19 protein-coding genes are annotated in these 19,049 nt (G+C 55.7%); 8 read left to right on the plus strand and 11 right to left on the minus strand.

All coding sequences use genetic code 11. From position 1 onward, the window contains the following. Positions 1-114 precede the first annotated feature (114 nt). Positions 115-765, minus strand: coding sequence for a multidrug efflux transporter transcriptional repressor AcrR (gene acrR, locus ACLEXF_RS13250; RefSeq protein ID WP_004204746.1), 651 nt, complete (start codon positions 763-765; stop codon positions 115-117). A gap of 142 nt (positions 766-907) precedes the next feature. Here acrR and acrA point away from each other — a divergent pair, with 142 nt between their 5' ends. The 5 genes from acrA to maa all read left to right on the plus strand — a co-directional run bounded on the left by acrA (position 908) and on the right by maa (position 7,099). Then, positions 908-2,101 (plus strand): multidrug efflux RND transporter periplasmic adaptor subunit AcrA, encoded by a 1,194-nt coding sequence (gene acrA / locus ACLEXF_RS13255; RefSeq protein WP_004204747.1) that lies wholly within the window; start codon positions 908-910, stop codon positions 2,099-2,101. A gap of 22 nt (positions 2,102-2,123) precedes the next feature. Next, on the plus strand, positions 2,124-5,270 hold the full coding sequence (gene acrB / locus ACLEXF_RS13260; protein WP_004204748.1) for a multidrug efflux RND transporter permease subunit AcrB: 3,147 nt from the start codon (positions 2,124-2,126) through the stop codon (positions 5,268-5,270). A 484-nt stretch (positions 5,271-5,754) separates the two neighbouring features. After that, positions 5,755-6,129, plus strand: a complete 375-nt coding sequence (tomB, locus tag ACLEXF_RS13265; protein WP_002892066.1) for an Hha toxicity modulator TomB — start codon at positions 5,755-5,757, stop codon at positions 6,127-6,129. A gap of 26 nt (positions 6,130-6,155) precedes the next feature. Continuing rightward, positions 6,156-6,374: an HHA domain-containing protein gene (locus tag ACLEXF_RS13270; protein ID WP_002892050.1), complete on the plus strand. Its 219-nt coding sequence runs from the start codon at positions 6,156-6,158 to the stop codon at positions 6,372-6,374. 158 nt (positions 6,375-6,532) lie between these two features. Next, entirely contained in the window at positions 6,533-7,099 is a 567-nt protein-coding gene (maa, locus tag ACLEXF_RS13275; RefSeq protein ID WP_004204750.1) for a maltose O-acetyltransferase, read from the plus strand. On the opposite strand, the gene ACLEXF_RS13280 is transcribed toward maa, so the two are convergent. Beyond that, positions 7,071-7,193 (minus strand): hypothetical protein, encoded by a 123-nt coding sequence (locus ACLEXF_RS13280; protein ID WP_032426076.1) that lies wholly within the window; start codon positions 7,191-7,193, stop codon positions 7,071-7,073. The genes maa and ACLEXF_RS13280 overlap by 29 nt on opposite strands. A 42-nt stretch (positions 7,194-7,235) precedes the next feature. Between ACLEXF_RS13280 and ACLEXF_RS13285 the strand changes: the two genes are divergently transcribed. Next, positions 7,236-7,706: a YlaC family protein gene (locus ACLEXF_RS13285; protein WP_004204751.1), complete on the plus strand. Its 471-nt coding sequence runs from the start codon at positions 7,236-7,238 to the stop codon at positions 7,704-7,706. On the opposite strand, the gene ACLEXF_RS13290 is transcribed toward ACLEXF_RS13285, so the two are convergent. Further along, positions 7,675-9,132 (minus strand): PLP-dependent aminotransferase family protein, encoded by a 1,458-nt coding sequence (locus ACLEXF_RS13290; RefSeq protein WP_048294265.1) that lies wholly within the window; start codon positions 9,130-9,132, stop codon positions 7,675-7,677. The genes ACLEXF_RS13285 and ACLEXF_RS13290 overlap by 32 nt on opposite strands. A 100-nt stretch (positions 9,133-9,232) precedes the next feature. On the opposite strand from ACLEXF_RS13290, the gene ACLEXF_RS13295 reads away from it, so the two are divergent. Then, positions 9,233-9,931, plus strand: coding sequence for a GNAT family N-acetyltransferase (locus ACLEXF_RS13295; RefSeq protein ID WP_004204753.1), 699 nt, complete (start codon positions 9,233-9,235; stop codon positions 9,929-9,931). Here ACLEXF_RS13295 and ykgO read toward each other — a convergent pair. The 3 genes from ykgO to ACLEXF_RS13310 form a co-directional block, all read right to left on the minus strand. Continuing rightward, positions 9,928-10,068, minus strand: a complete 141-nt coding sequence (gene ykgO, locus ACLEXF_RS13300; protein ID WP_002892018.1) for a type B 50S ribosomal protein L36 — start codon at positions 10,066-10,068, stop codon at positions 9,928-9,930. The genes ACLEXF_RS13295 and ykgO overlap by 4 nt on opposite strands. Further along, on the minus strand, positions 10,068-10,331 hold the full coding sequence (locus ACLEXF_RS13305) for a type B 50S ribosomal protein L31 (RefSeq protein ID WP_004204754.1): 264 nt from the start codon (positions 10,329-10,331) through the stop codon (positions 10,068-10,070). Before ACLEXF_RS13305 ends, ykgO begins: the two co-directional genes overlap by 1 nt. 116 nt (positions 10,332-10,447) lie before the next feature. Continuing rightward, a complete protein-coding gene (locus ACLEXF_RS13310) occupies positions 10,448-11,518 on the minus strand; it encodes a LacI family DNA-binding transcriptional regulator (protein WP_004204755.1) in 1,071 nt (356 codons plus the stop codon). 270 nt (positions 11,519-11,788) lie between these two features. On the opposite strand from ACLEXF_RS13310, the gene ACLEXF_RS13315 reads away from it, so the two are divergent. Further along, entirely contained in the window at positions 11,789-13,060 is a 1,272-nt protein-coding gene (locus tag ACLEXF_RS13315) for a maltoporin (RefSeq protein WP_004204756.1), read from the plus strand. Positions 13,061-13,196: 136 nt separating this feature from the next. On the opposite strand, the gene ACLEXF_RS13320 is transcribed toward ACLEXF_RS13315, so the two are convergent. The 5 genes from ACLEXF_RS13320 to ACLEXF_RS13340 form a co-directional block, all read right to left on the minus strand. Beyond that, entirely contained in the window at positions 13,197-13,511 is a 315-nt protein-coding gene (locus ACLEXF_RS13320; protein WP_004204757.1) for a glucose PTS transporter subunit EIIB, read from the minus strand. Positions 13,512-13,574: 63 nt separating this feature from the next. Then, entirely contained in the window at positions 13,575-15,632 is a 2,058-nt protein-coding gene (locus ACLEXF_RS13325) for a beta-galactosidase (RefSeq protein ID WP_407259911.1), read from the minus strand. Between the two features lie 30 nt (positions 15,633-15,662). Continuing rightward, complete coding sequence (locus ACLEXF_RS13330) at positions 15,663-16,865, minus strand: glycoside hydrolase family 53 protein (protein WP_004204760.1); 1,203 nt, start codon at positions 16,863-16,865, stop codon at positions 15,663-15,665. Positions 16,866-16,869: 4 nt separating this feature from the next. After that, positions 16,870-17,721, minus strand: coding sequence for a sugar ABC transporter permease (locus ACLEXF_RS13335; protein WP_004204761.1), 852 nt, complete (start codon positions 17,719-17,721; stop codon positions 16,870-16,872). A gap of 10 nt (positions 17,722-17,731) precedes the next feature. After that, on the minus strand, positions 17,732-19,039 hold the full coding sequence (locus tag ACLEXF_RS13340; protein WP_017898898.1) for a carbohydrate ABC transporter permease: 1,308 nt from the start codon (positions 19,037-19,039) through the stop codon (positions 17,732-17,734). Between the last annotated feature and the right edge of the window lie 10 nt (positions 19,040-19,049).

Genomic DNA, 19,049 nt, shown 5'->3' on the forward strand with positions numbered 1-19,049 from the left:
AATGCAAATGCCGGAGAATACCGGGGGTCGTCGCAAGCGCGCAGAATAGCACTTCTCATCGCTGGCGAATAGCGGCGGACCGCGCTAAAAATTCACGCTCATCCGCACGCTTCGTTAAGCTGGCAGGCTCTCCGGGCCGCGAAGCGTGGGGCAGAATTGATACATCTCCAGCAGGATGGCGACGTAGTCACGCGCTTCCGCATGCAGGTCGAACGAGTCGGGAGCAAACAGCCAGTTCTCCATCAGGCCTGAAAGGTAGCTGCGCATTAAAATCGCCGCTCGCCGGGTGAGTAAATTGGCAGGCAACAGCTTCGCCGCGATACACTCTTTTAAGGTTTGCTCGATACGCTCGTAGCTCGCCAGGGAGAGCTGCCGCTGGGCCTGCTGCACTACGGTCATTTCTCCGACGAATTCGCACTTATGGAAGATAATCTCCATCATCAACCGACGACGCTCTTCTGTCACTGTCGCTTCAAGAACATAGACTAATATCTCCCTGATAACTGAGAGTGGATCGTTGGGGAATTTTGCCCGATACTCAATTTCGAGATCGCTAATACTGGCGTCTGACAGCTCCCAAATTTCGTTGAATAAATCTGATTTATTCTTGAAATGCCAGTAGATAGCCCCCCTCGTTACACCCGCAGCTTTTGCAATTGTTGCCAACGAGGTAGATGATACGCCTTGCTGCGAAAACAGACGCAGAGCAACATCCAGAATCAGTTGCCGGGTTTCACGTGCCTGTTGTTTGGTTTTTCGTGCCATAGGTTAATGACTTTACAGAGGTTACGTTTACATACATTTGTGAATGTATGTACCATAGCACGACCATAATAGAAAGACTGTAGTGGGTTTGTGGTTGTTTGAGCCACTGAACATTTTGAAATTGGACACTCGAGGTTTACATATGAACAAAAACAGAGGGTTAACGCCTCTGGCGGTCGTTCTGATGCTCTCAGGCAGCTTAGCGCTAACAGGATGTGACGATAAACCGGCTCAACAAGGAGCCCAGCACATGCCGGAAGTCGGTATTGTGACGCTCAAATCCGCACCTCTACAAATAACCACCGAACTGCCAGGCCGCACCAGCGCCTATCGCATTGCGGAAGTTCGTCCTCAGGTCAGTGGCATTATTTTAAAACGTAACTTCGTGGAAGGTAGCGATATCCAGGCCGGCGTTTCCCTGTATCAGATCGATCCAGCCACCTATCAGGCCAGCTATGACAGCGCCAAAGGCGACCTGGCAAAAGCCCAGGCGGCGGCAAACATGGATCAACTGACGGTCAAGCGTTATCAGAAACTGTTAGGCACTAAATATATCAGTCAACAAGACTACGATACCGCCGTCGCGACGGCGCAGCAGAGCAATGCGGCCGTGGTCGCGGCGAAAGCAGCCGTTGAAACCGCGCGCATCAATCTGGCCTACACCAAAGTCACCTCGCCGATTAGCGGCCGCATTGGTAAATCCGCAGTGACCGAAGGGGCGCTGGTGCAAAATGGTCAAACAACCGCCCTGGCAACCGTTCAGCAGTTGGATCCGATCTATGTCGACGTCACCCAGTCGAGCAATGATTTCCTGCGCCTGAAACAGGAGCTGGCCGATGGCCGTCTGAAACAGGAAAACGGGAAAGCGAAAGTGGAGCTGGTGACTAACGACGGTCTTAAGTATCCGCAGGCCGGCACGCTGGAATTCTCGGATGTCACCGTCGATCAGACCACCGGCTCTATCACGCTGCGCGCTATTTTCCCTAACCCGGATCACACCCTGCTACCGGGGATGTTTGTCCGTGCCCGTCTGGAAGAAGGGGTTAACCCTGACGCCCTGCTGGTGCCGCAACAGGGTGTCACCCGTACGCCGCGCGGCGATGCCAGCGTCATGGTAGTGGGTGAAGGCGATAAGGTCGAAGTCCGCCAGGTCACTGCTTCTCAAGCGATTGGCGATAAATGGCTGGTCACTGACGGTCTGAAATCCGGCGATCGCGTTATCGTCACCGGCCTGCAAAAAATCAAACCAGGCGTGCAGGTAAAAGCGCAGGAAGTAGCTTCTGATGATAAACAGCAAGCCGCAGGCAACGCGCCATCAGAACAAACCAAGTCTTAACTTAAACAGGAGCCGTTAAGACATGCCTAATTTCTTTATCGATCGCCCCATATTTGCATGGGTGATCGCCATCATCATCATGCTGGCTGGGGGATTATCGATCCTCAAATTGCCGGTGGCGCAATATCCGACGATTGCGCCGCCAGCAATTTCCATTACCGCCATGTACCCCGGTGCTGACGCCGAAACCGTGCAGAACACCGTGACTCAGGTTATCGAACAGAATATGAACGGTATCGATCACCTGATGTACATGTCCTCGAATGGCGACTCCACCGGTACGGCGACCATCACCCTGACCTTCGAATCCGGTACCGATCCGGACATCGCCCAGGTTCAGGTTCAGAACAAGCTGGCCCTGGCCACCCCTCTGCTGCCGCAAGAAGTACAGCAGCAAGGGATCAGCGTTGAGAAAGCGTCCAGCAGCTTCCTGATGGTTGTCGGCGTTATTAACACCAACGGCACCATGAACCAGGACGATATTTCGGACTACGTGGCGGCCAACATGAAGGACCCGATCAGCCGTACCAGCGGCGTCGGCGACGTTCAGCTTTTCGGTTCCCAGTACGCGATGCGTATCTGGATGGATCCGAATAAACTGAATAACTTCCAGCTCACGCCGGTGGACGTGATCAGCGCTCTGAAAGCGCAGAACGCCCAGGTAGCCGCTGGTCAGTTAGGCGGTACGCCGCCGGTGAAAGGCCAGCAGCTCAACGCGTCCATCGTCGCACAGACGCGTCTGACCAATACGGAAGAGTTTGGCAACATCCTGCTGAAGGTGAACCAGGATGGTTCCCAGGTTCGTCTGCGTGATGTCGCCAAAATTGAGCTGGGTGGCGAAAGCTATGACGTGGTGGCGAAGTATAACGGCCAGCCAGCGTCCGGTCTGGGTATTAAACTGGCTACCGGCGCGAACGCGCTGGATACCGCCAACGCGATCCGCGCTGAACTGGCGAAGATGGAGCCGTTTTTCCCGTCGGGGATGAAAATCGTTTACCCGTATGACACCACCCCGTTCGTGAAAATCTCTATTCACGAAGTGGTTAAAACGCTGGTGGAAGCGATCATCCTGGTCTTCCTGGTGATGTATCTGTTCCTGCAGAACTTCCGCGCCACGCTGATCCCGACCATCGCGGTGCCGGTGGTCCTGTTAGGGACCTTCGCTGTGCTGGCGGCGTTTGGCTTCTCGATAAACACCCTGACGATGTTCGGGATGGTGCTCGCCATCGGCCTGCTGGTGGATGACGCCATCGTGGTGGTCGAGAACGTCGAGCGCGTCATGGCCGAAGAAGGCCTGCCGCCGAAAGAAGCGACGCGTAAATCGATGGGGCAGATTCAGGGCGCGCTGGTAGGTATCGCCATGGTGCTGTCGGCGGTATTTATCCCGATGGCATTCTTCGGCGGTTCAACCGGCGCCATCTATCGCCAGTTCTCCATCACCATTGTTTCCGCAATGGCGCTATCGGTACTGGTCGCGCTGATCCTGACGCCGGCGCTGTGCGCCACGATGCTGAAGCCGATTCAGAAAGGCAGCCACGGCGCGACCACCGGTTTCTTCGGCTGGTTTAACCGCATGTTCGATAAGAGCACGCACCATTACACCGACAGCGTAGGCAACATTCTGCGCAGCACCGGTCGCTATCTGGTGCTGTATCTGATCATCGTGGTGGGCATGGCGTGGCTGTTCGTTCGTCTGCCGAGCTCGTTCCTGCCGGACGAAGACCAGGGGGTATTCCTGAGTATGGCCCAGCTGCCTGCCGGCGCCACCCAGGAGCGCACGCAGAAAGTGCTGGATGAGATGACGAATTACTATCTCACCAAAGAGAAGGACAACGTGGAATCCGTGTTTGCGGTTAACGGCTTCGGCTTCGCCGGCCGCGGCCAGAACACCGGTATCGCGTTCGTCTCGCTGAAAGACTGGAGCCAACGTCCGGGCGAAGAAAACAAAGTTGAAGCGATCACCGGTCGGGCGATGGGCTACTTCTCGCAGATTAAAGACGCGATGGTCTTCGCCTTTAACCTGCCGGCTATCGTTGAACTGGGTACCGCGACCGGCTTTGACTTCCAGCTGATTGATCAGGGCGGCCTGGGACACGAAAAACTGACCCAGGCACGTAATCAGCTGTTTGGCATGGTGGCGCAGCATCCTGACGTGCTGACCGGCGTGCGTCCTAACGGTCTGGAAGATACACCGCAGTTCAAAGTCGATATCGATCAGGAAAAAGCCCAGGCGCTGGGCGTCTCCATCAGCGACATTAACACCACGCTGGGCGCTGCCTGGGGCGGAAGCTATGTCAACGACTTTATCGACCGCGGCCGCGTGAAGAAAGTGTACATCATGTCCGAAGCGAAATACCGTATGCTGCCTGAGGACATCGGCAAGTGGTATGTTCGCGGCAGTGATGGCCAGATGGTGCCGTTCTCCGCCTTCTCCACCTCGCGTTGGGAATACGGTTCGCCGCGTCTGGAACGCTACAACGGTCTGCCATCGATGGAAATTCTTGGCCAGGCAGCGCCAGGCAAGAGTACCGGTGAGGCGATGAGCCTGATGGAAGAGCTGGCGGGTAAACTGCCGTCGGGTATCGGCTACGACTGGACCGGGATGTCTTATCAGGAGCGGCTGTCCGGTAACCAGGCCCCTGCCCTGTATGCCATCTCGCTGATTGTCGTCTTCCTGTGTCTGGCAGCGCTGTATGAGAGCTGGTCGATTCCGTTCTCGGTCATGCTGGTCGTACCGTTAGGTGTGGTCGGCGCGCTGTTAGCCGCCACCCTCCGCGGTTTAACCAATGACGTTTACTTCCAGGTTGGCCTGTTGACCACCATCGGCCTGTCGGCGAAGAACGCGATACTGATCGTTGAATTCGCCAAAGACCTGATGGAGAAAGAGGGCAAAGGGCTGATTGAGGCGACGCTTGAAGCGGTGCGTATGCGTCTGCGTCCGATCCTGATGACCTCTCTGGCGTTTATCCTTGGGGTTATGCCGCTGGTTATCAGCTCCGGTGCTGGCTCCGGTGCGCAGAACGCCGTCGGTACAGGCGTAATGGGCGGGATGGTGACCGCGACGATCCTGGCTATCTTCTTCGTGCCGGTGTTCTTTGTGGTGGTTCGTCGCCGCTTTAGTAAGAAAACGGAAGATATTGAGCACAGCCATCAGGTTGAGCATCATTAATCTGCACTACTGAACAAAGGGCCGCCACCGCGGCCCTTTTTTTGTTCATTACCGACAGGGCACATATTGCCATTGTTTATTTTTCGCGCTGCATTTAATATCTATTGATGTGTTGCAGACTATATCTATCGCGCTGTTTAGCCCTTAGGATCTTCTTACGCTCATTTACCAGGAATAATCCTAATATCATCATTCACGGCCGGCGGTTTCTGAACGCGACGACTGCCTGTCTTAAGCCAATGATTGATAAGACATCTCTATTTTTCAGGCTGCGCGCCCGGGCCGCAGAAATTAATTCGTCTATTTTTAAGATAATTTCTCTCTGATAATTGTAATTTTTCGTAATAGCACGATGAAATCTCCTGGAGAGTGGATTATAGTTAAATCAGCAGGATTACTCAGTTAGTGTCAGGTCAGTTAGTCGTGTTCATCCCACAACGGTGTTTGTTAGTCGTCGTTTAAACCACTCAAAAGGGGATGCGTTATGGACGAATACTCGCCAAAAAGACATGATATCGCACAACTACGCTTTCTCTGCGAAACGCTGTATCATGACTGCCTTGCAAACCTGGAAGAGAGCAACCATGGCTGGGTCAACGACCCGACATCGGCTGTCAATCTCCAGTTAAATGAACTGATCGAGCACATTGCCACATTCGCCCTTAATTATAAAATTAAGTACGCTGAGGATAATAAGCTGATCGCTCAGGTTGACGAATATCTGGACGACACATTTACGTTGTTCAGTAACTACGGCATTAACTCTACGGATTTGCAAAAGTGGAAAAAATCCGGTAATCGGTTATTTCGTTGTTTTGTCAACGCCAGCCGGGAAAATCCGGCCAGTCTTTCGTGTTAGGATTATTACAATCAAAAGGTGGAATTATGTCTGATAAGCCATTAACTAAAACAGACTATTTGATGCGCTTACGTCGTTGCCAGACAATTGACACGCTGGAGCGCGTCATTGAAAAAAACAAATATGAACTTTCTGATAATGAGCTGGCGGTATTTTACTCAGCCGCCGATCATCGTCTGGCTGAACTGACTATGAATAAGCTGTACGATAAAATCCCGACGTCCGTCTGGAAATTTATCCGCTAATTAGTGCGCCCGACGCGGTCTGCTGACCGGATGGTAATCGCCAGCCTCAGCAGGACATCTTTGTGATAGTCATCACAGCATTCAGCCAACAGCAAACTTGTAACCGGTTTCTTTTTTATACTGTTGCGACCCTCTAACGTCAGGTATAAGGAAGACCAATGAGTGAAGAAAAACGCAAAATGATCGCCGGTGAGCTCTATTTATCTGGCGACCCAACGCTTCGCGCCGATCGCCTGCGCGCCAGACAGCTGCTGCACCGTTATAATCATTCCGCCCCGAATGCGCAGGAAGAGCGTCAGCATATTCTGGCCGAGCTGTTCGGTCGCGCTGGCGATGCGTATATCGAGCCAAGCTTTCGCTGCGACTACGGCTACAATATCTTTCTCGGCGCCGGTTTTTACGCCAATTTCGACTGTGTGATGCTGGACGTCTGCCCTATCCATATTGGCGATAACTGCATGCTGGCGCCGGGCGTCCATATCTATACCGCCACCCATCCGCTGGATGCTGAGGCCCGAAACAGCGGCCAGGAATATGGCAAACCGGTGACCATTGGCCACAATGTGTGGATTGGTGGTCGGGCGGTGATCAATCCCGGGGTGACCATTGGCGATAATGCGGTCATCGCCTCCGGAGCGGTGGTCACTAAAGACGTTCCCGCCAGTACCGTTGTCGGCGGCAACCCGGCGCAGATCATCAAGCGCCTTCCGCCGCCGAATGCGTAACTGTTATGCTTTTCTGTAACTGATCTGTTACTTTCTCCGCAGAATACTGCAACATAAAATAACCTTCAGGCTGAGCCTGCCGCACCTGATCCATCGGGCGCACGGGGCGGGCTTATTGCAGAATTCGGGGACCAAGATGACAGAAATACAACGCCTGCTGACTCACACCATTGACGAACTTAACGTGCAGGAAAAACGCGATAATCGCCCGCGTTTTAGCATCAGTTTCATCCGCAACCATCCGGGCCTGTTTGTTGCCATGTATGCCGCGTTTCTGGCGACGCTGGTGGTCATGCTGCGCTCTGAAACGCTGGTGGATTCGGTCTGGTTGTTGGTAGTGCTGTTCATCCTGTTCAACGCTTTTTTCTTCTTTGACGTCTATCCACGCTATCGTTACGAAGATATCGATGTCCTCGACTTTCGCGTGTGTTACAACGGCGAATGGTACAACACCCGCTTTGTCCCCCGACAGCTGATCGACCGTATCCTGCAGTCGCCGGACGTCGATAGCGAGCAGAAGGCACAGCTTAAAAAAATGGTCGACACCAAAGGCGAGCTCTCCTTTTACGATGTCTTTACGCTGACCCGCGCCGGTACTGCGCAATAAGACGATTCAGCGTCCGCAGCGCCAGCGGATAGCGGGAAGTCGAAGTATTGCCATACCCCAGCACCAGCCCGCTCCGCCCCCGCCGCGGGTCGAGATAGAAATGACTTAGCGCAGCGGGCGCCAGCTGAAACTGACGCGCCTGCTGCGCAATCGTTCGATCGTCGATCCCCTCTATGGCCAACGTCAGATGGAGTCCCCCTTCCCCACCGAGGACTTCGCACGGCACGGTAATCTCTTGCGCCAGCGCCTCGCGCAGCTGTTGCTGACGTTTGCGGTACAGACGACGCATCGCTGCCAGATGACGCGCATAGTGTCCCTTCTCGATAAAGCTGGCCAGCGCACGCTGTTCAGCGCGGTGCCCGCCGCGCAGCAGCGCGCCAATGGCCTCCTGAGCGGCATCCGCCAGCGCGGACGGCATGACCATAAAACCGATACGCAGCGCCGGAAACAGGGTTTTGCTGAAGGTGCCGAGATAGACCACCGGGGCATCCGGGACCATCCCCAGCATCGCCGGGATCGGCTCTCCGCTGTGGCGAAACTCGCTGTCGTAGTCATCCTCCACAATCCACGCGCCGTGCCGATGGGCATACTCCACCAGCGCCAGACGTCGCGCGGCGCTCATGACGCTCCCAAGGGGATACTGATGAGAGGGAGAGGTGAAAATCAGCCGGGGTGGCTCTGCCACGCCGTTGTCGATACACATCCCTTCACCATCGACGGCCATCCCACAGACCCGCAGCCCCGCTCGCTGGAAACCACTCCTGGCGCCCAGGTACCCCGGCTCTTCCAGCCACACGCTGTCGCCCGGGTTGGTCAACAACGAGGCGCATAAGTTGATCCCTTCCAGCGCCCCCTCGGTGATGACGATCTGCCGGATATCGCACCGGATGCCCCGGGAGAGCGCCAGATGGCGGGCGATAGCCTCCCGCAGTTGGGGATCGCCCGCGGCCTCACCGTAGCCCAGCAGCGTGCTGCCTTCGTCGCGCAATGCCTTATCGATTAACCGCCGCCACAGCGGCAGCGGGAAATAGTTCACCGCCGGCATGCCAGGCGTAAACGGCAGCGCCGGCGAGTCACGGCGCATAGCGGCTGGCAGCCCCTGCAGCCGCTCAGACAGCACAACGGGTGGCGCGATTACCTCCTGCCGACGGCTAGCGGCGAGCGGCACCACCTGCGTCCCCTGACGGCTTCGCGTCAGGTATCCCTCCAGCGTCAGCTGCTCCAGTGCGGCATTCACCGTATTACGCGACAGATGCAGTCGACCGGCAATCACGCGCGATCCTGGCAAACGGCAGCTGGCCGCCAGGGTTCCCTGCAGGATGGCATGGCGCAAAGTGTGGTAAAGGGCGCGCTGCAGGGTTTCGTCCGTTCGCTGCCGCATCCCCTGCGTCACCAACCCATAAAACGCATCGTCCGGTATATTCATGTCGCCTCCTCGTGGATCCATAAAAACATACTGTAATGGCACTTTTTATGGAACCAGCCAGCGCGTACGCTGCCTGTACATCCCCAATAAGGAAACCGCAATGTGTGAATACAATCAGTTTGGACAGGCGCTCGGCGCCGCGCTGCCCGACTGGCAACCCCGCCCCTGGCCGACCCGGCAGGTACTTCAGGGCAGCCGCTGTCGGCTCGAACCACTCACCCTCGCCCACGCCAGCGATCTGTTTGCTGCCCATCAGCTGGCGCCCGACGCCCGCAGCTGGACGTGGCTGCTGCGCGAACCGGAAACCAGCCTGGCTGAATTTAGCGCCTGGGTGGCGCAGGTTGCGACGCTGGCCGATCCGATCCATTTCGCCGTCGTTGACCAGCAGCGTGGAACGGCGGTCGGCTCGCTGGCGTTAATGCGCATCGATGCCACCCATGGCGTGGTCGAGGTGGGGCATGTCCATTTCTCTCCGCTGCTAAGCCGAACGGCTATGGCCACCGAAGCGCACTGGCTGTTGATGCAGTATGTGTTCGAGACGCTCGGCTACCGTCGCTATGAATGGAAATGCAATAGCCTCAATACGCCGTCAGGCCGTGCGGCAAGGCGACTGGGATTTCAGTACGAAGGACGTTTTCGTCAGGCGCTGGTGAGCAAAGGACACAACCGGGACACGGACTGGTTTTCAGTGATTGATGGCGAATGGCCGCAGCTGGATAGCGCCATGCGCCAATGGCTGGCCGCCGACAATTTTACCGCCGACGGCCAGCAGCGCCGTCCCCTGGAAAGCTTCCGTTAACGACGTTTTTTGCGCCCCTGCACTGCTTTGAAGCGGGGGTTGCTCTTGCAGATCACGTACAGCCGCCCTTTGCGTTTGACCAGCTGGCAATCCGGGTGGCGCTGTTTGGCGCTGCGTAATGAGTTAACGACCTGCATCATGCCTTCCTTTTTGCATCAATGAAGCCGCCAAAGCGCTGGCGGAAACGGGCCGCGCTACCCTCGCTGGCGAACGTTTTTTGTTTGCCGGTGTAGTACGGATGCGATTTCGAGGAGACGTCGATCGTCACATACGGATACGTCTCACCGTCGAGCTCAATCACGCGTTCGGTGCGGATGGTTGAGCCAACTTTAAAATATTCATTGGCGCTGGTGTCGTGAAACACCACCGTGCGATAGGGAGGATGGATATGGGCTTTCATGATGACCTCATCATTATGTTATAACATAACAATTAAGATACGCCGTTCCACGACAAAGATCAACCATGGTCATATCAGGGGTAATAACAAAGAGGCGAGTTTCCTCGCCTTTGGCTTCAGGGCGCCAGACGGTGGGCGATAGCGCGAAGTTGCTCCGCGATGGCCTGAAGATCTTTCCCCTGCTCGACTCTGGCGCCGCTGGAATGGCGAATCACCAGGCGCGCCGGCAGGATGGATGAGGTATGCGCCGCGCCGCTGGTACTGGCGAGGATCCGCCGCACCGCCTCTTTCCCCTGCAGGTCGAGGTCCAGCGAGACCGTACTCAATGCCGGATAGAAAAAGGAGCTTTCGTAGGTATCGTCATAGCCAATCACCGACTTCTCTCCCGGCACCGCCACCTGATGCTGATGGAAGGCGCTGAGCACCCCCAGCGCCATCTGGTCATTGCCCACCAGCACGGCGCTGAAATTAGGCGTTTCCCGCAGCATCTGCAGCGCGCCGGCGTAGCCGCTCTGCGCATCCCAGTTGCCGCGCAGGACGGTCACCGGCTTCAGACCGTAGCCATCCAGGGTCTCGAGCCAGCTTTTCAGCCGCAGTTTCGCCGATACGGAGCTGTCCGGGCCTGCCAGCAACGCAATCTCCCGATGCCCCATCTCATAGAGATATTTGACGCTGGCCCGGGTGCCGTCCGCCGGGTTAAACGAAACGTTAAACACGGAACTGTAGGGATCAACGTCGAGAAACAGGCAGACGATATCATCATTGTCAGCGGCGATTTTCTGCGCCTGTTCAGTCTCCAGCGGCACGTTGATAATGACCTTATCCACCCGCTGAGACTTCAGCTCATTGATGGAATCCTGGATGCTTTGGTTGACGCTCTCATCAATCATTGAAATCAGGACCTGGTAACCTTCCAGATTGGCATAGCGTTTTACCGCCGCCGCCACCTGAGAGGGGGCATGCCAGGCCAGCGAAATCGTCACCAGTCCGACCGTCTGGCTCTCCTTCCCCACCAGCTGCTGCGCCAGCCGGTTTGGCACATAGCGCAGAGCCTCTATCGATTTCTCCACCTTGCGGCGCGTCGCTTCGGATACATTGGCAGATTTGTTGAGTACCCTGGACACGGTCTGGTAAGAGACGCCCGCATGACGAGCGACGTCTTCCAGAGTAGCGCTTTTAGACTTCATGGTCCGGTTCCTTATGTTGTTATCCCATGATTGTAACAGGGGCCATTTGAAAAAACGCTCACCGCTACCTCTCATCGCAAAATTACACCACAAAAAGTATTACGTTCACAATCAGGTTAATTGTGAATCACCTCACTCATCACAACAAAAACCAGCGTTATTATTTGCACTTAGTCACACAATAATCATATCTCATTTGCCTGAAGTTACATTTAGGCATTTTATGACATCAGTTATGTGAACGTAATACAAAACAATAAGAGGATAGAGATGAATACGACACTGCGCGTCCTTTCCACAGCATTAGCCGCTGCGCTAATCGCCCCTTCCGCCTTTGCGGCTACCGCTGCGATCCCGACCGTTGATTTTCATGGCTATTTGCGTGCCGGGGTTGGGGTCTCCGGCGACGGTAGCGAAGCGGAATGGCAAAAGAACAAGCTGGGCCGGTTGGGTAACGAATCGGATACCTATGGCGAGCTGGAGCTAGGCTCCGAGGTCTACAAAAAAGATGATGTCAGTTTCTATCTCGACAGCATGGTCAGCATGGTCTCCGATGGCTCTAACGATAATGAAACCACGCTGAACGATGACGCGCAGTTCGGCTTACGTCAGCTGAACCTGCAGATCAAAGGGCTGATCCCGGGCGATCCGAATGCGGTGATCTGGGGCGGCAAACGTTACTACCAGCGTCACGACCTGCACATCATCGATACTAAATACTGGAACATTTCCGGCTCCGGGGCCGGGGTGGAAAACTACACCCTTGGCCCGGGCGCCGTCTCGCTGGCGTGGATCCGCGGCGATGCCAACGACGTTGACTATCGCGTCGATGGCGACAGCAACGTCAATATCAACTATATCGATTTACGCTACGCGGGATGGAAGCCGTGGTCCGGGTCGTGGACCGAATTCGGCATCGACTACGCCATGCCGAACACCACTAAAAAACAGGACAGCTACGGCGGACTGTACGATGCCGAAAATGGCGTGATGCTGACCGGTGAAATCAGTCAGGATATGCTGGGCGGCTATAACAAAACCGTGCTGCAGTATGCCAACAAAGGTCTGGCGCAGAACATGGTCTCCCAGGGCGGCGGCTGGTACGATATGTGGAACTACGTGAACGACGCCACCGGCTATCGCGTGATTAACACCGGTCTGATCCCCATTACCGAGAAATTCTCCATCAACCACGTTCTGACCTGGGGCTCGGCGGATGACATTACCGACTATACCGATAAAACGCGGATGCTGTCGCTGGTCGCCCGCGGGCAGTATCAGTTCACCGACTACGTGCGCCTGATTGGCGAAGTCGGCGGTTTCTATCAGAAAGACAGCTATAACAATGGCACCAGCTACAAACAGGCCGGTGAGAAATATACCATTGCGCTGGGCCTGGCGGACGGGCCGGACTTTATGTCACGCCCGGAATTACGTATTTTCGCGTCGTATCTGAATGATTCCGAAGATGGTAAACCGTTTGAAGACCAGACGGCGAATAATACCTGGAATTTCGGCGTACAGGTTGAAGCCTGGTGGTAATATCGCGCTGGTAAGACAAATACGTTATTGATATCTCCAACTGTAAGGTCATTAATTTCCCTCCGGTAATCATTATTGCCACTGCTGTCTTTGTCTTATTTTCGGGATAACCTGTTTTCAGGTTATCCCGTTTTATTTATTTCCGCGCGGCAAAATGGTCATCCAGCAATTGACGTAGCGCATCGGACTGCTTACCGAAAATAGCATGAACCTGCTGGCCAAGAATAATGACACCCAGCGCGCCCTGCTGCTGTAATGCGTCCGAGTCCACGGCTGCCAGATGACGAACCGTTACCCGCAGACGGGTAATACAGGCGTCCACTTGGGTAATATTCGCTTCACCGCCGAAGGCCTGAACCAACGCCTCGATTTGCTGTTTTTCCGCTTCGCTTAACGGCTGTGCCGGACGTGCAGGAGAGAAATAGTGCAGGAAAGATTTTAAACTCACCATCATAAACTCCAGGGTAATAGATAAAAAAAGCCTGCTCGTCAGAGCAGGCGTGGAGAAAAAAGATTAGGCGTGGCGACGGAGAATACGGCAATCCCATGCTGACAGGGTTAGCGGGGCCGACACCACCGCGTCGGTCAGGCAATCCCGATACCCTGACGGCAGGCTCAGGGTATGGCTTTGCGCGCTGTAGTTCTGCAGGAAGACAAACGTGCTCTCACCGTCGGTGCGCGCAGTAGCCACCACGCCGGGCGGTAAATCCGCCGCGATCGCCCGCGGTAGCGCCAGCTCCTTGCTCAGGGCGGCAAAGAAGTCGCGCTGGAAGGCCAAATCGTTGCGGGAGGCCACATGCCAGGCTTTACCTTTCCCGAAGCCGTTCACCGTCACCGCTGGCCTTCCGGCATAAAAATCATCCCGGTAGGTGGCCAGCGTCTGCGCGCTTTCGGTATGGATCAGTTCACAGAGATGGCGCACCTGATACGGGCCCTGCAGACCGCACTGATTCCCGGCCAGGCCCTGCACCAGATTAAACTCGCCGTCATTCAGGCAGTCGATCTCTTCCGCCCAGATGCCCAGCAGATTGCGCAGCGGGCCAGGGAAGCCGCCGAGATAGCAGAGATCGGATTCGTTGACGATGCCGGTCCAGTAAGTGGTCACCAGATGGCCGCCGCTGGCGACAAACGCCTCCGCCCGCGCGGCAAAGCCGTCGCGCACCATGTATAACATCGGGGCAATGACCAGCAGGTATGGCGTTAAATCAGCGTCGGCGTCAATCACATCGACGGCGATGCCCTGCTCCCAGAACGGACGGTAGTGCTCATTGACCGTCTTCTCATACTCCATCCCCAGATTGCGCGGTCCCTGGGCGTCATCAAGCGCCCAGCGGTTCTGCTGGTCGAAGATAATCGCCACTTTCGCCTCGGTGCGACAGCCCCGGACCTCCGGTAGCTTGCTCAGTATCTCACCGAGTTTGCTGACTTCACGGCCAATACGGGTATCGATGTGCCCGACATGGTCGACCACCGCGCCGTGAAATTTCTCAACCGAACCGCGACTTTTCCGCCACTGGAAATACTGCACCGAGTCGGCGCCATGCGCCACCGCCTGCAGCGAGGAGAGAATATGCATGCCCGGTTTCTTCAGTTTGCTGGTCGGTTGCCAGTTAGTCGCACCCGGCGTGGACTCCATCAGCACAAACGGCTGGCCGCCCTTCAGGCTGCGCATCATGTCGTGATACATCGCGGTGTAGCAGGCCAGCGCGGTTTCGTCTTTGTCGCGGTGCCACATCGGATAGCTGTCCCACGAGATAAAGTCCAGCACCTCCGCCAGCTGCCAGTAGTCGTAATCGTAGAAATACTCCATAAAGTTGGTGGTCACCGGCAGGGCGGCATTCGCCGCCTTCAGCGGGGCGATTTCATGGCGGCAGAAATCGGTCACCTGGGCGGTATTAAAGCGATGCCAGTCCAGATTCAGACCGTGGATCGACACCTCGCCCTGCGGCGCAGGCGATTCAATCTGCGACCAGTCGCTATAGGTATGGCTCCAGAAGGTGCTCCACCAGGCCTGGTTGAGGTTCTCCAGGGTCTGATACCGCGCCTTCAGCCAGCCGCGAAAGCGGGCCTGGCAGAGATCGCAATGGCATTCGCCGCCATATTCATTGGAAATATGCCAGCCCAGCACCGCCGGGTGCGCAGCATAGCGCTCCGCCAGCAGGCTATTAATTTTCAGGGTCTTCTCACGATAGATCGGCGATGACATACAGTGGTTGTGACGGCCGCCGTGCAGGGCCGGCACCCTATCGCGCCCCACCCGCAGAACCTGCGGATAGCGTTGAGACATCCACGCTGGACGCGCGCCGCTCGGCGTGGCCAGAAATACATGAATGCCGGCGGCATACAGTTTATCGAGAATAGTATCCAGCCAGGCGAAATCAAATACCCCTTCGCGCGGCTCAAGTTTCGCCCAGCTAAATATGCCCACCGACATCACATTGCATTTTGCCTGCTGCATCATGGCAATGTCTTTATCAATAATGTCGGGGTCATTCTCCCATTGTTCCGGATTATAATCCGCGCCATGCAGCAGCGTATTAACCTTTGGATGTAAAGGTGCAAATTTATTCATAATAAACTTCCTGAAAAGAACGACAAATAATTAATTAAATACTTTTACCGACGGCAGTACTTTTCCCTGGCAGTCAAATAGCGCCTGATTTTCCCGCGCATTACCCTCTTTCCATTCGTCATGGATATATTTCATCCCCGCCGGGGTGGCCCAGGTATTTCCCGGCACGGCAATCCACGTCGGCTCCCAGTAAAAAATACCTTTGCCGCGCTGGTCGGGAACATCTATTACGGCCTGCATCAGATCGTGAATATAGCGATATTGCCCCTGTACGGTGGCGGGATAGCCCCCGTCCTTTTCCTCTTTGGCCTGAAAACTGTTTTCCGCGTTATCGCAGTTAGCCAGGGTATAGGCATAGGCCGCCTCGACGACAATGACATCTTTGTTATAGCGTTTGCTGATGTCATCCATATTGGCCTTCAGGGCGCTGATCGGCCCGTTCCAGTAGGTGTACATCGACAAACCAATCACGTCATAGGGCACATGACGTTTCTCTATTTCGTCAAACCACCAGCGGAAGGTATCGTTCTTGGTCCCTTCAGCCAGATGCAGCATGATTTTCACCTGCTCGCCATTGCGCAGATTCGCCTTCAGACCATCAATGGCCGCGTTCAGCAGCCCGGCCAGCCGGTCGAACTCGCCGCCCCCCTGCCCCCAGCTTTTCCCTTCCGGCCACAGCATACCGCCGTTGATCTCATTGCCGATCTGCACCATATCCGGCAGGACGCCCGCCTGCTTAAAGCGGGCGATGGTATCCCGGGTATAGTCATGAATCGCCGTTTTCAGCTGCGGATAATCCATCTTTTCCCAGGCCTTGGGTTTGAACTGCTTGCCGGGATCGGTCCAAAAATCGCTGTAATGGAAGTCGAGCAGCAGCTTCATTCCCTGGGCTTTCGCCCGTTTCGCCAGCGCCAGAGTAGTGGCCAGATCGTTATTCCCGCCGCCATAGCCCTCGCCGCTTGCCGATTGCGGATCCACCCACAGGCGGAGGCGAACATAGTTGACGCCGTTCTCTTTCAGAATGGCGATCGGATCCTTACGCTGGTTATTCTGGTCGTAGAAAATTGCCCCGTGCTTTTCGGCATCCAGCAGCGTGGAGATATCCGCGCCTTTAATAAAGTCCGCCGGCATACCCTGAAAGGCGCGGGTTTCAAGCGCGTCCGCTGCCAGCGAAGGGAGGGAAAAACTGCATGCCAGACAAACCGCAAGCCATGCGGGTGTAAATCTTTTCATGTGCTTATCCTTTAGTACTGCCCGAGGTCAGGCCGGAGACGAAGTATTTTTGTAACGCCAGATAGAGGATCGCGACCGGCACGGCAATCAGCACCGCCCCCGCCGCGTAGGTGGTGTAGCTGGCCCCCATTTTTTGCGCCACCAGGTTATACAGACCGATAGGCAGCGTGTATTTATCCGGGGTACGCAGGATGGTGCTGGAGAGGATGAAATCCCCCAGCGGGCCGGTGAAGGAGAACAGCGCCACCACCGCGAGGATCGGCCTCGACAACGGCATGATGATCTCAATAAAGATGCGAAAGCTACTGGCGCCGTCCATGCGGGCGGACTCATCCAGATCTTTAGGGATCGCGTCGAGATACCCCTTCATCAGCCAGGTGTTCATCGGGATCATTCCCCCGACGTAGATCAGCACCAGCGCCAGATGGCTGTTTATCAGGCCAAGCAGTTGCGACAGCACAAAGATGGCAATCAGCGCGGAAAACTGCGGGATCATCTGCAGCAGCAGGAACAGCATCAGCCCGTTCTGCCGCCCTTTAAAGCGGAAGCGGGAGAAGGCGTAAGCGGTAAAGCTGACGCTAATCAGGGTCAGCACCATGGTCAGAAAGCTGATTTTCATCGAGTTCCAGTACCAGGTGAGGTAATTCACATTGCCATTGAACAGATCGGCATAGTGCTGGAACGACAGGTTTTCCGGAATGATCGAGGTACTGAGCAGGCTATTGCCGGCGTTCAGCGACGCCCCGACGGTCCAGACCAGCGGGTAGATAATCACCACCGAGACCAGGATAACCACCAGCCAGGTAAGAGAGAGTCGTATCCACTTTTCGCGTTTAATACTAGGTGATTGAGCCATGTTGCTTCCCTTACGCCATGTCGTCATTTTTGAAGGATTTGGTGGCGCGGAACTGCCACAGCGCCAGGCCGACGACGAAGATCGACAGCAGGATAGTGATGGTCGCCGCGATGGCGTACTGCGACGAGGACATCGTCAGCTTATAGATCCACGACACCAGAATATCCGTCCCGCCGGCGTTAGATCCCGCCACCGCAGGGCCGCCGTTGTTAAACAGATAAATAATGTTGAAATTATTAAAGTTGAAGGTGTACTGGGTGATGATGATCGGCGCGATCGCGTACAGCACCAGCGGCAGGGTGATGGTGCGCAGGCGGGTAAAGGCGCTGGCGCCGTCCATCGTCGCCGCTTCATACAGATCGTCCGGGATCGCCTGCAGCACGCCGGTGGTCATGGCAAAGACAAACGGAAAGCCAAGCCAGGTCTGCATCATGATCAGCGCGGTTTTGGTCCAGAACGGGTCGGTTAGCCATGCCTTCGGACTGATGCCGAAGAATGACAGGATCGCGTTGTTAATCACCCCGAAGGAGTCATTGAACATCCCGGCAAAGACGAGGATAGTGACAAACCCCGGCACCGCCCACGGCAAAATAAAGATGGTGCGGATCAGCGGCTTAAAGCGCAGATCTTTTTGGTTCACCAGAATCGCCAACAGCACGCCCACCGTACACTGCAGGGTGGTCGCCAGCAGCGTCCACACCACGGTCCACTGCAGCACATCCAGAAAGGTGGAGCGCCAGATGGAGAGGGTGAAAATATTGACGAAGTTTTTCAGCCCCACCCAGTCCACCAGCTTCGCCGGCGGCGTGTGGTACAGGTTGTAGTTGGTGAAGGCGATGGCGAAACCAAACAGAATGGGAAAGATCACCACAAAGACCAGCAGAATAAAGCCCGGGGTGATCATCAGGTACGGGAAGCCGTCGCTCAGCAGCATCTGGTACTGCTTACGCACGCTGTTCAGCGCGACCCCTTCATCGCGTTTTTTGCCGTTCAGCCACGCGTCCCGCAGCGAGAGAAAATAGATCAGCACGCCAAAAGCGACGATCAGCACGCTGATAATCCCCTCCGCTAACAGGAAGATAGAGTTATCCCGGGGCACCTCTTCACCCAGGGTATAGAGCCCCCACAGCCCCTCGCGCAGGAAATCGTAAAAAATACCCAAAAAGCTGCTCAGCAGCACCAGGAAGACCAGCCCCTTCAGCCACTGGCGATGATAAAACTGGCCGAAACCCGGCACGATTGCCAGCAACAGGCCGCACCACGCATGGCGCCCGGGCCCGCGCGCGTCGCTAAAATTTTCGCTGGAATGGATGCTCACACTCGACTCC

The sequence above is a fragment of the Klebsiella pneumoniae complex sp. WS1778 genome (genome assembly GCF_049472055.1).
Lineage (GTDB): Bacteria > Pseudomonadota > Gammaproteobacteria > Enterobacterales > Enterobacteriaceae > Klebsiella > Klebsiella quasipneumoniae.

Excerpts from the sequence above, each read along its gene's own strand:
- acrR (WP_004204746.1), bottom strand. The coding sequence starts at position 765 with ATGGCACGAAAAACCAAACAACAGGCACGTGAAACCCGGCAACTGATT.
- acrA (WP_004204747.1), top strand. The coding sequence starts at position 908 with ATGAACAAAAACAGAGGGTTAACGCCTCTGGCGGTCGTTCTGATGCTC.
- acrB (WP_004204748.1), top strand. The coding sequence starts at position 2,124 with ATGCCTAATTTCTTTATCGATCGCCCCATATTTGCATGGGTGATCGCC.
- tomB (WP_002892066.1), top strand. The coding sequence starts at position 5,755 with ATGGACGAATACTCGCCAAAAAGACATGATATCGCACAACTACGCTTT.
- ACLEXF_RS13270 (WP_002892050.1), top strand. The coding sequence starts at position 6,156 with ATGTCTGATAAGCCATTAACTAAAACAGACTATTTGATGCGCTTACGT.
- maa (WP_004204750.1), top strand. The coding sequence starts at position 6,533 with ATGAGTGAAGAAAAACGCAAAATGATCGCCGGTGAGCTCTATTTATCT.
- ACLEXF_RS13280 (WP_032426076.1), bottom strand. The coding sequence starts at position 7,193 with ATGGATCAGGTGCGGCAGGCTCAGCCTGAAGGTTATTTTATGTTGCAG.
- ACLEXF_RS13285 (WP_004204751.1), top strand. The coding sequence starts at position 7,236 with ATGACAGAAATACAACGCCTGCTGACTCACACCATTGACGAACTTAAC.
- ACLEXF_RS13290 (WP_048294265.1), bottom strand. The coding sequence starts at position 9,132 with ATGAATATACCGGACGATGCGTTTTATGGGTTGGTGACGCAGGGGATG.
- ACLEXF_RS13295 (WP_004204753.1), top strand. The coding sequence starts at position 9,233 with ATGTGTGAATACAATCAGTTTGGACAGGCGCTCGGCGCCGCGCTGCCC.
- ykgO (WP_002892018.1), bottom strand. The coding sequence starts at position 10,068 with ATGCAGGTCGTTAACTCATTACGCAGCGCCAAACAGCGCCACCCGGAT.
- ACLEXF_RS13305 (WP_004204754.1), bottom strand. The coding sequence starts at position 10,331 with ATGAAAGCCCATATCCATCCTCCCTATCGCACGGTGGTGTTTCACGAC.
- ACLEXF_RS13310 (WP_004204755.1), bottom strand. The coding sequence starts at position 11,518 with ATGAAGTCTAAAAGCGCTACTCTGGAAGACGTCGCTCGTCATGCGGGC.
- ACLEXF_RS13315 (WP_004204756.1), top strand. The coding sequence starts at position 11,789 with ATGAATACGACACTGCGCGTCCTTTCCACAGCATTAGCCGCTGCGCTA.
- ACLEXF_RS13320 (WP_004204757.1), bottom strand. The coding sequence starts at position 13,511 with ATGGTGAGTTTAAAATCTTTCCTGCACTATTTCTCTCCTGCACGTCCG.
- ACLEXF_RS13325 (WP_407259911.1), bottom strand. The coding sequence starts at position 15,632 with ATGAATAAATTTGCACCTTTACATCCAAAGGTTAATACGCTGCTGCAT.
- ACLEXF_RS13330 (WP_004204760.1), bottom strand. The coding sequence starts at position 16,865 with ATGAAAAGATTTACACCCGCATGGCTTGCGGTTTGTCTGGCATGCAGT.
- ACLEXF_RS13335 (WP_004204761.1), bottom strand. The coding sequence starts at position 17,721 with ATGGCTCAATCACCTAGTATTAAACGCGAAAAGTGGATACGACTCTCT.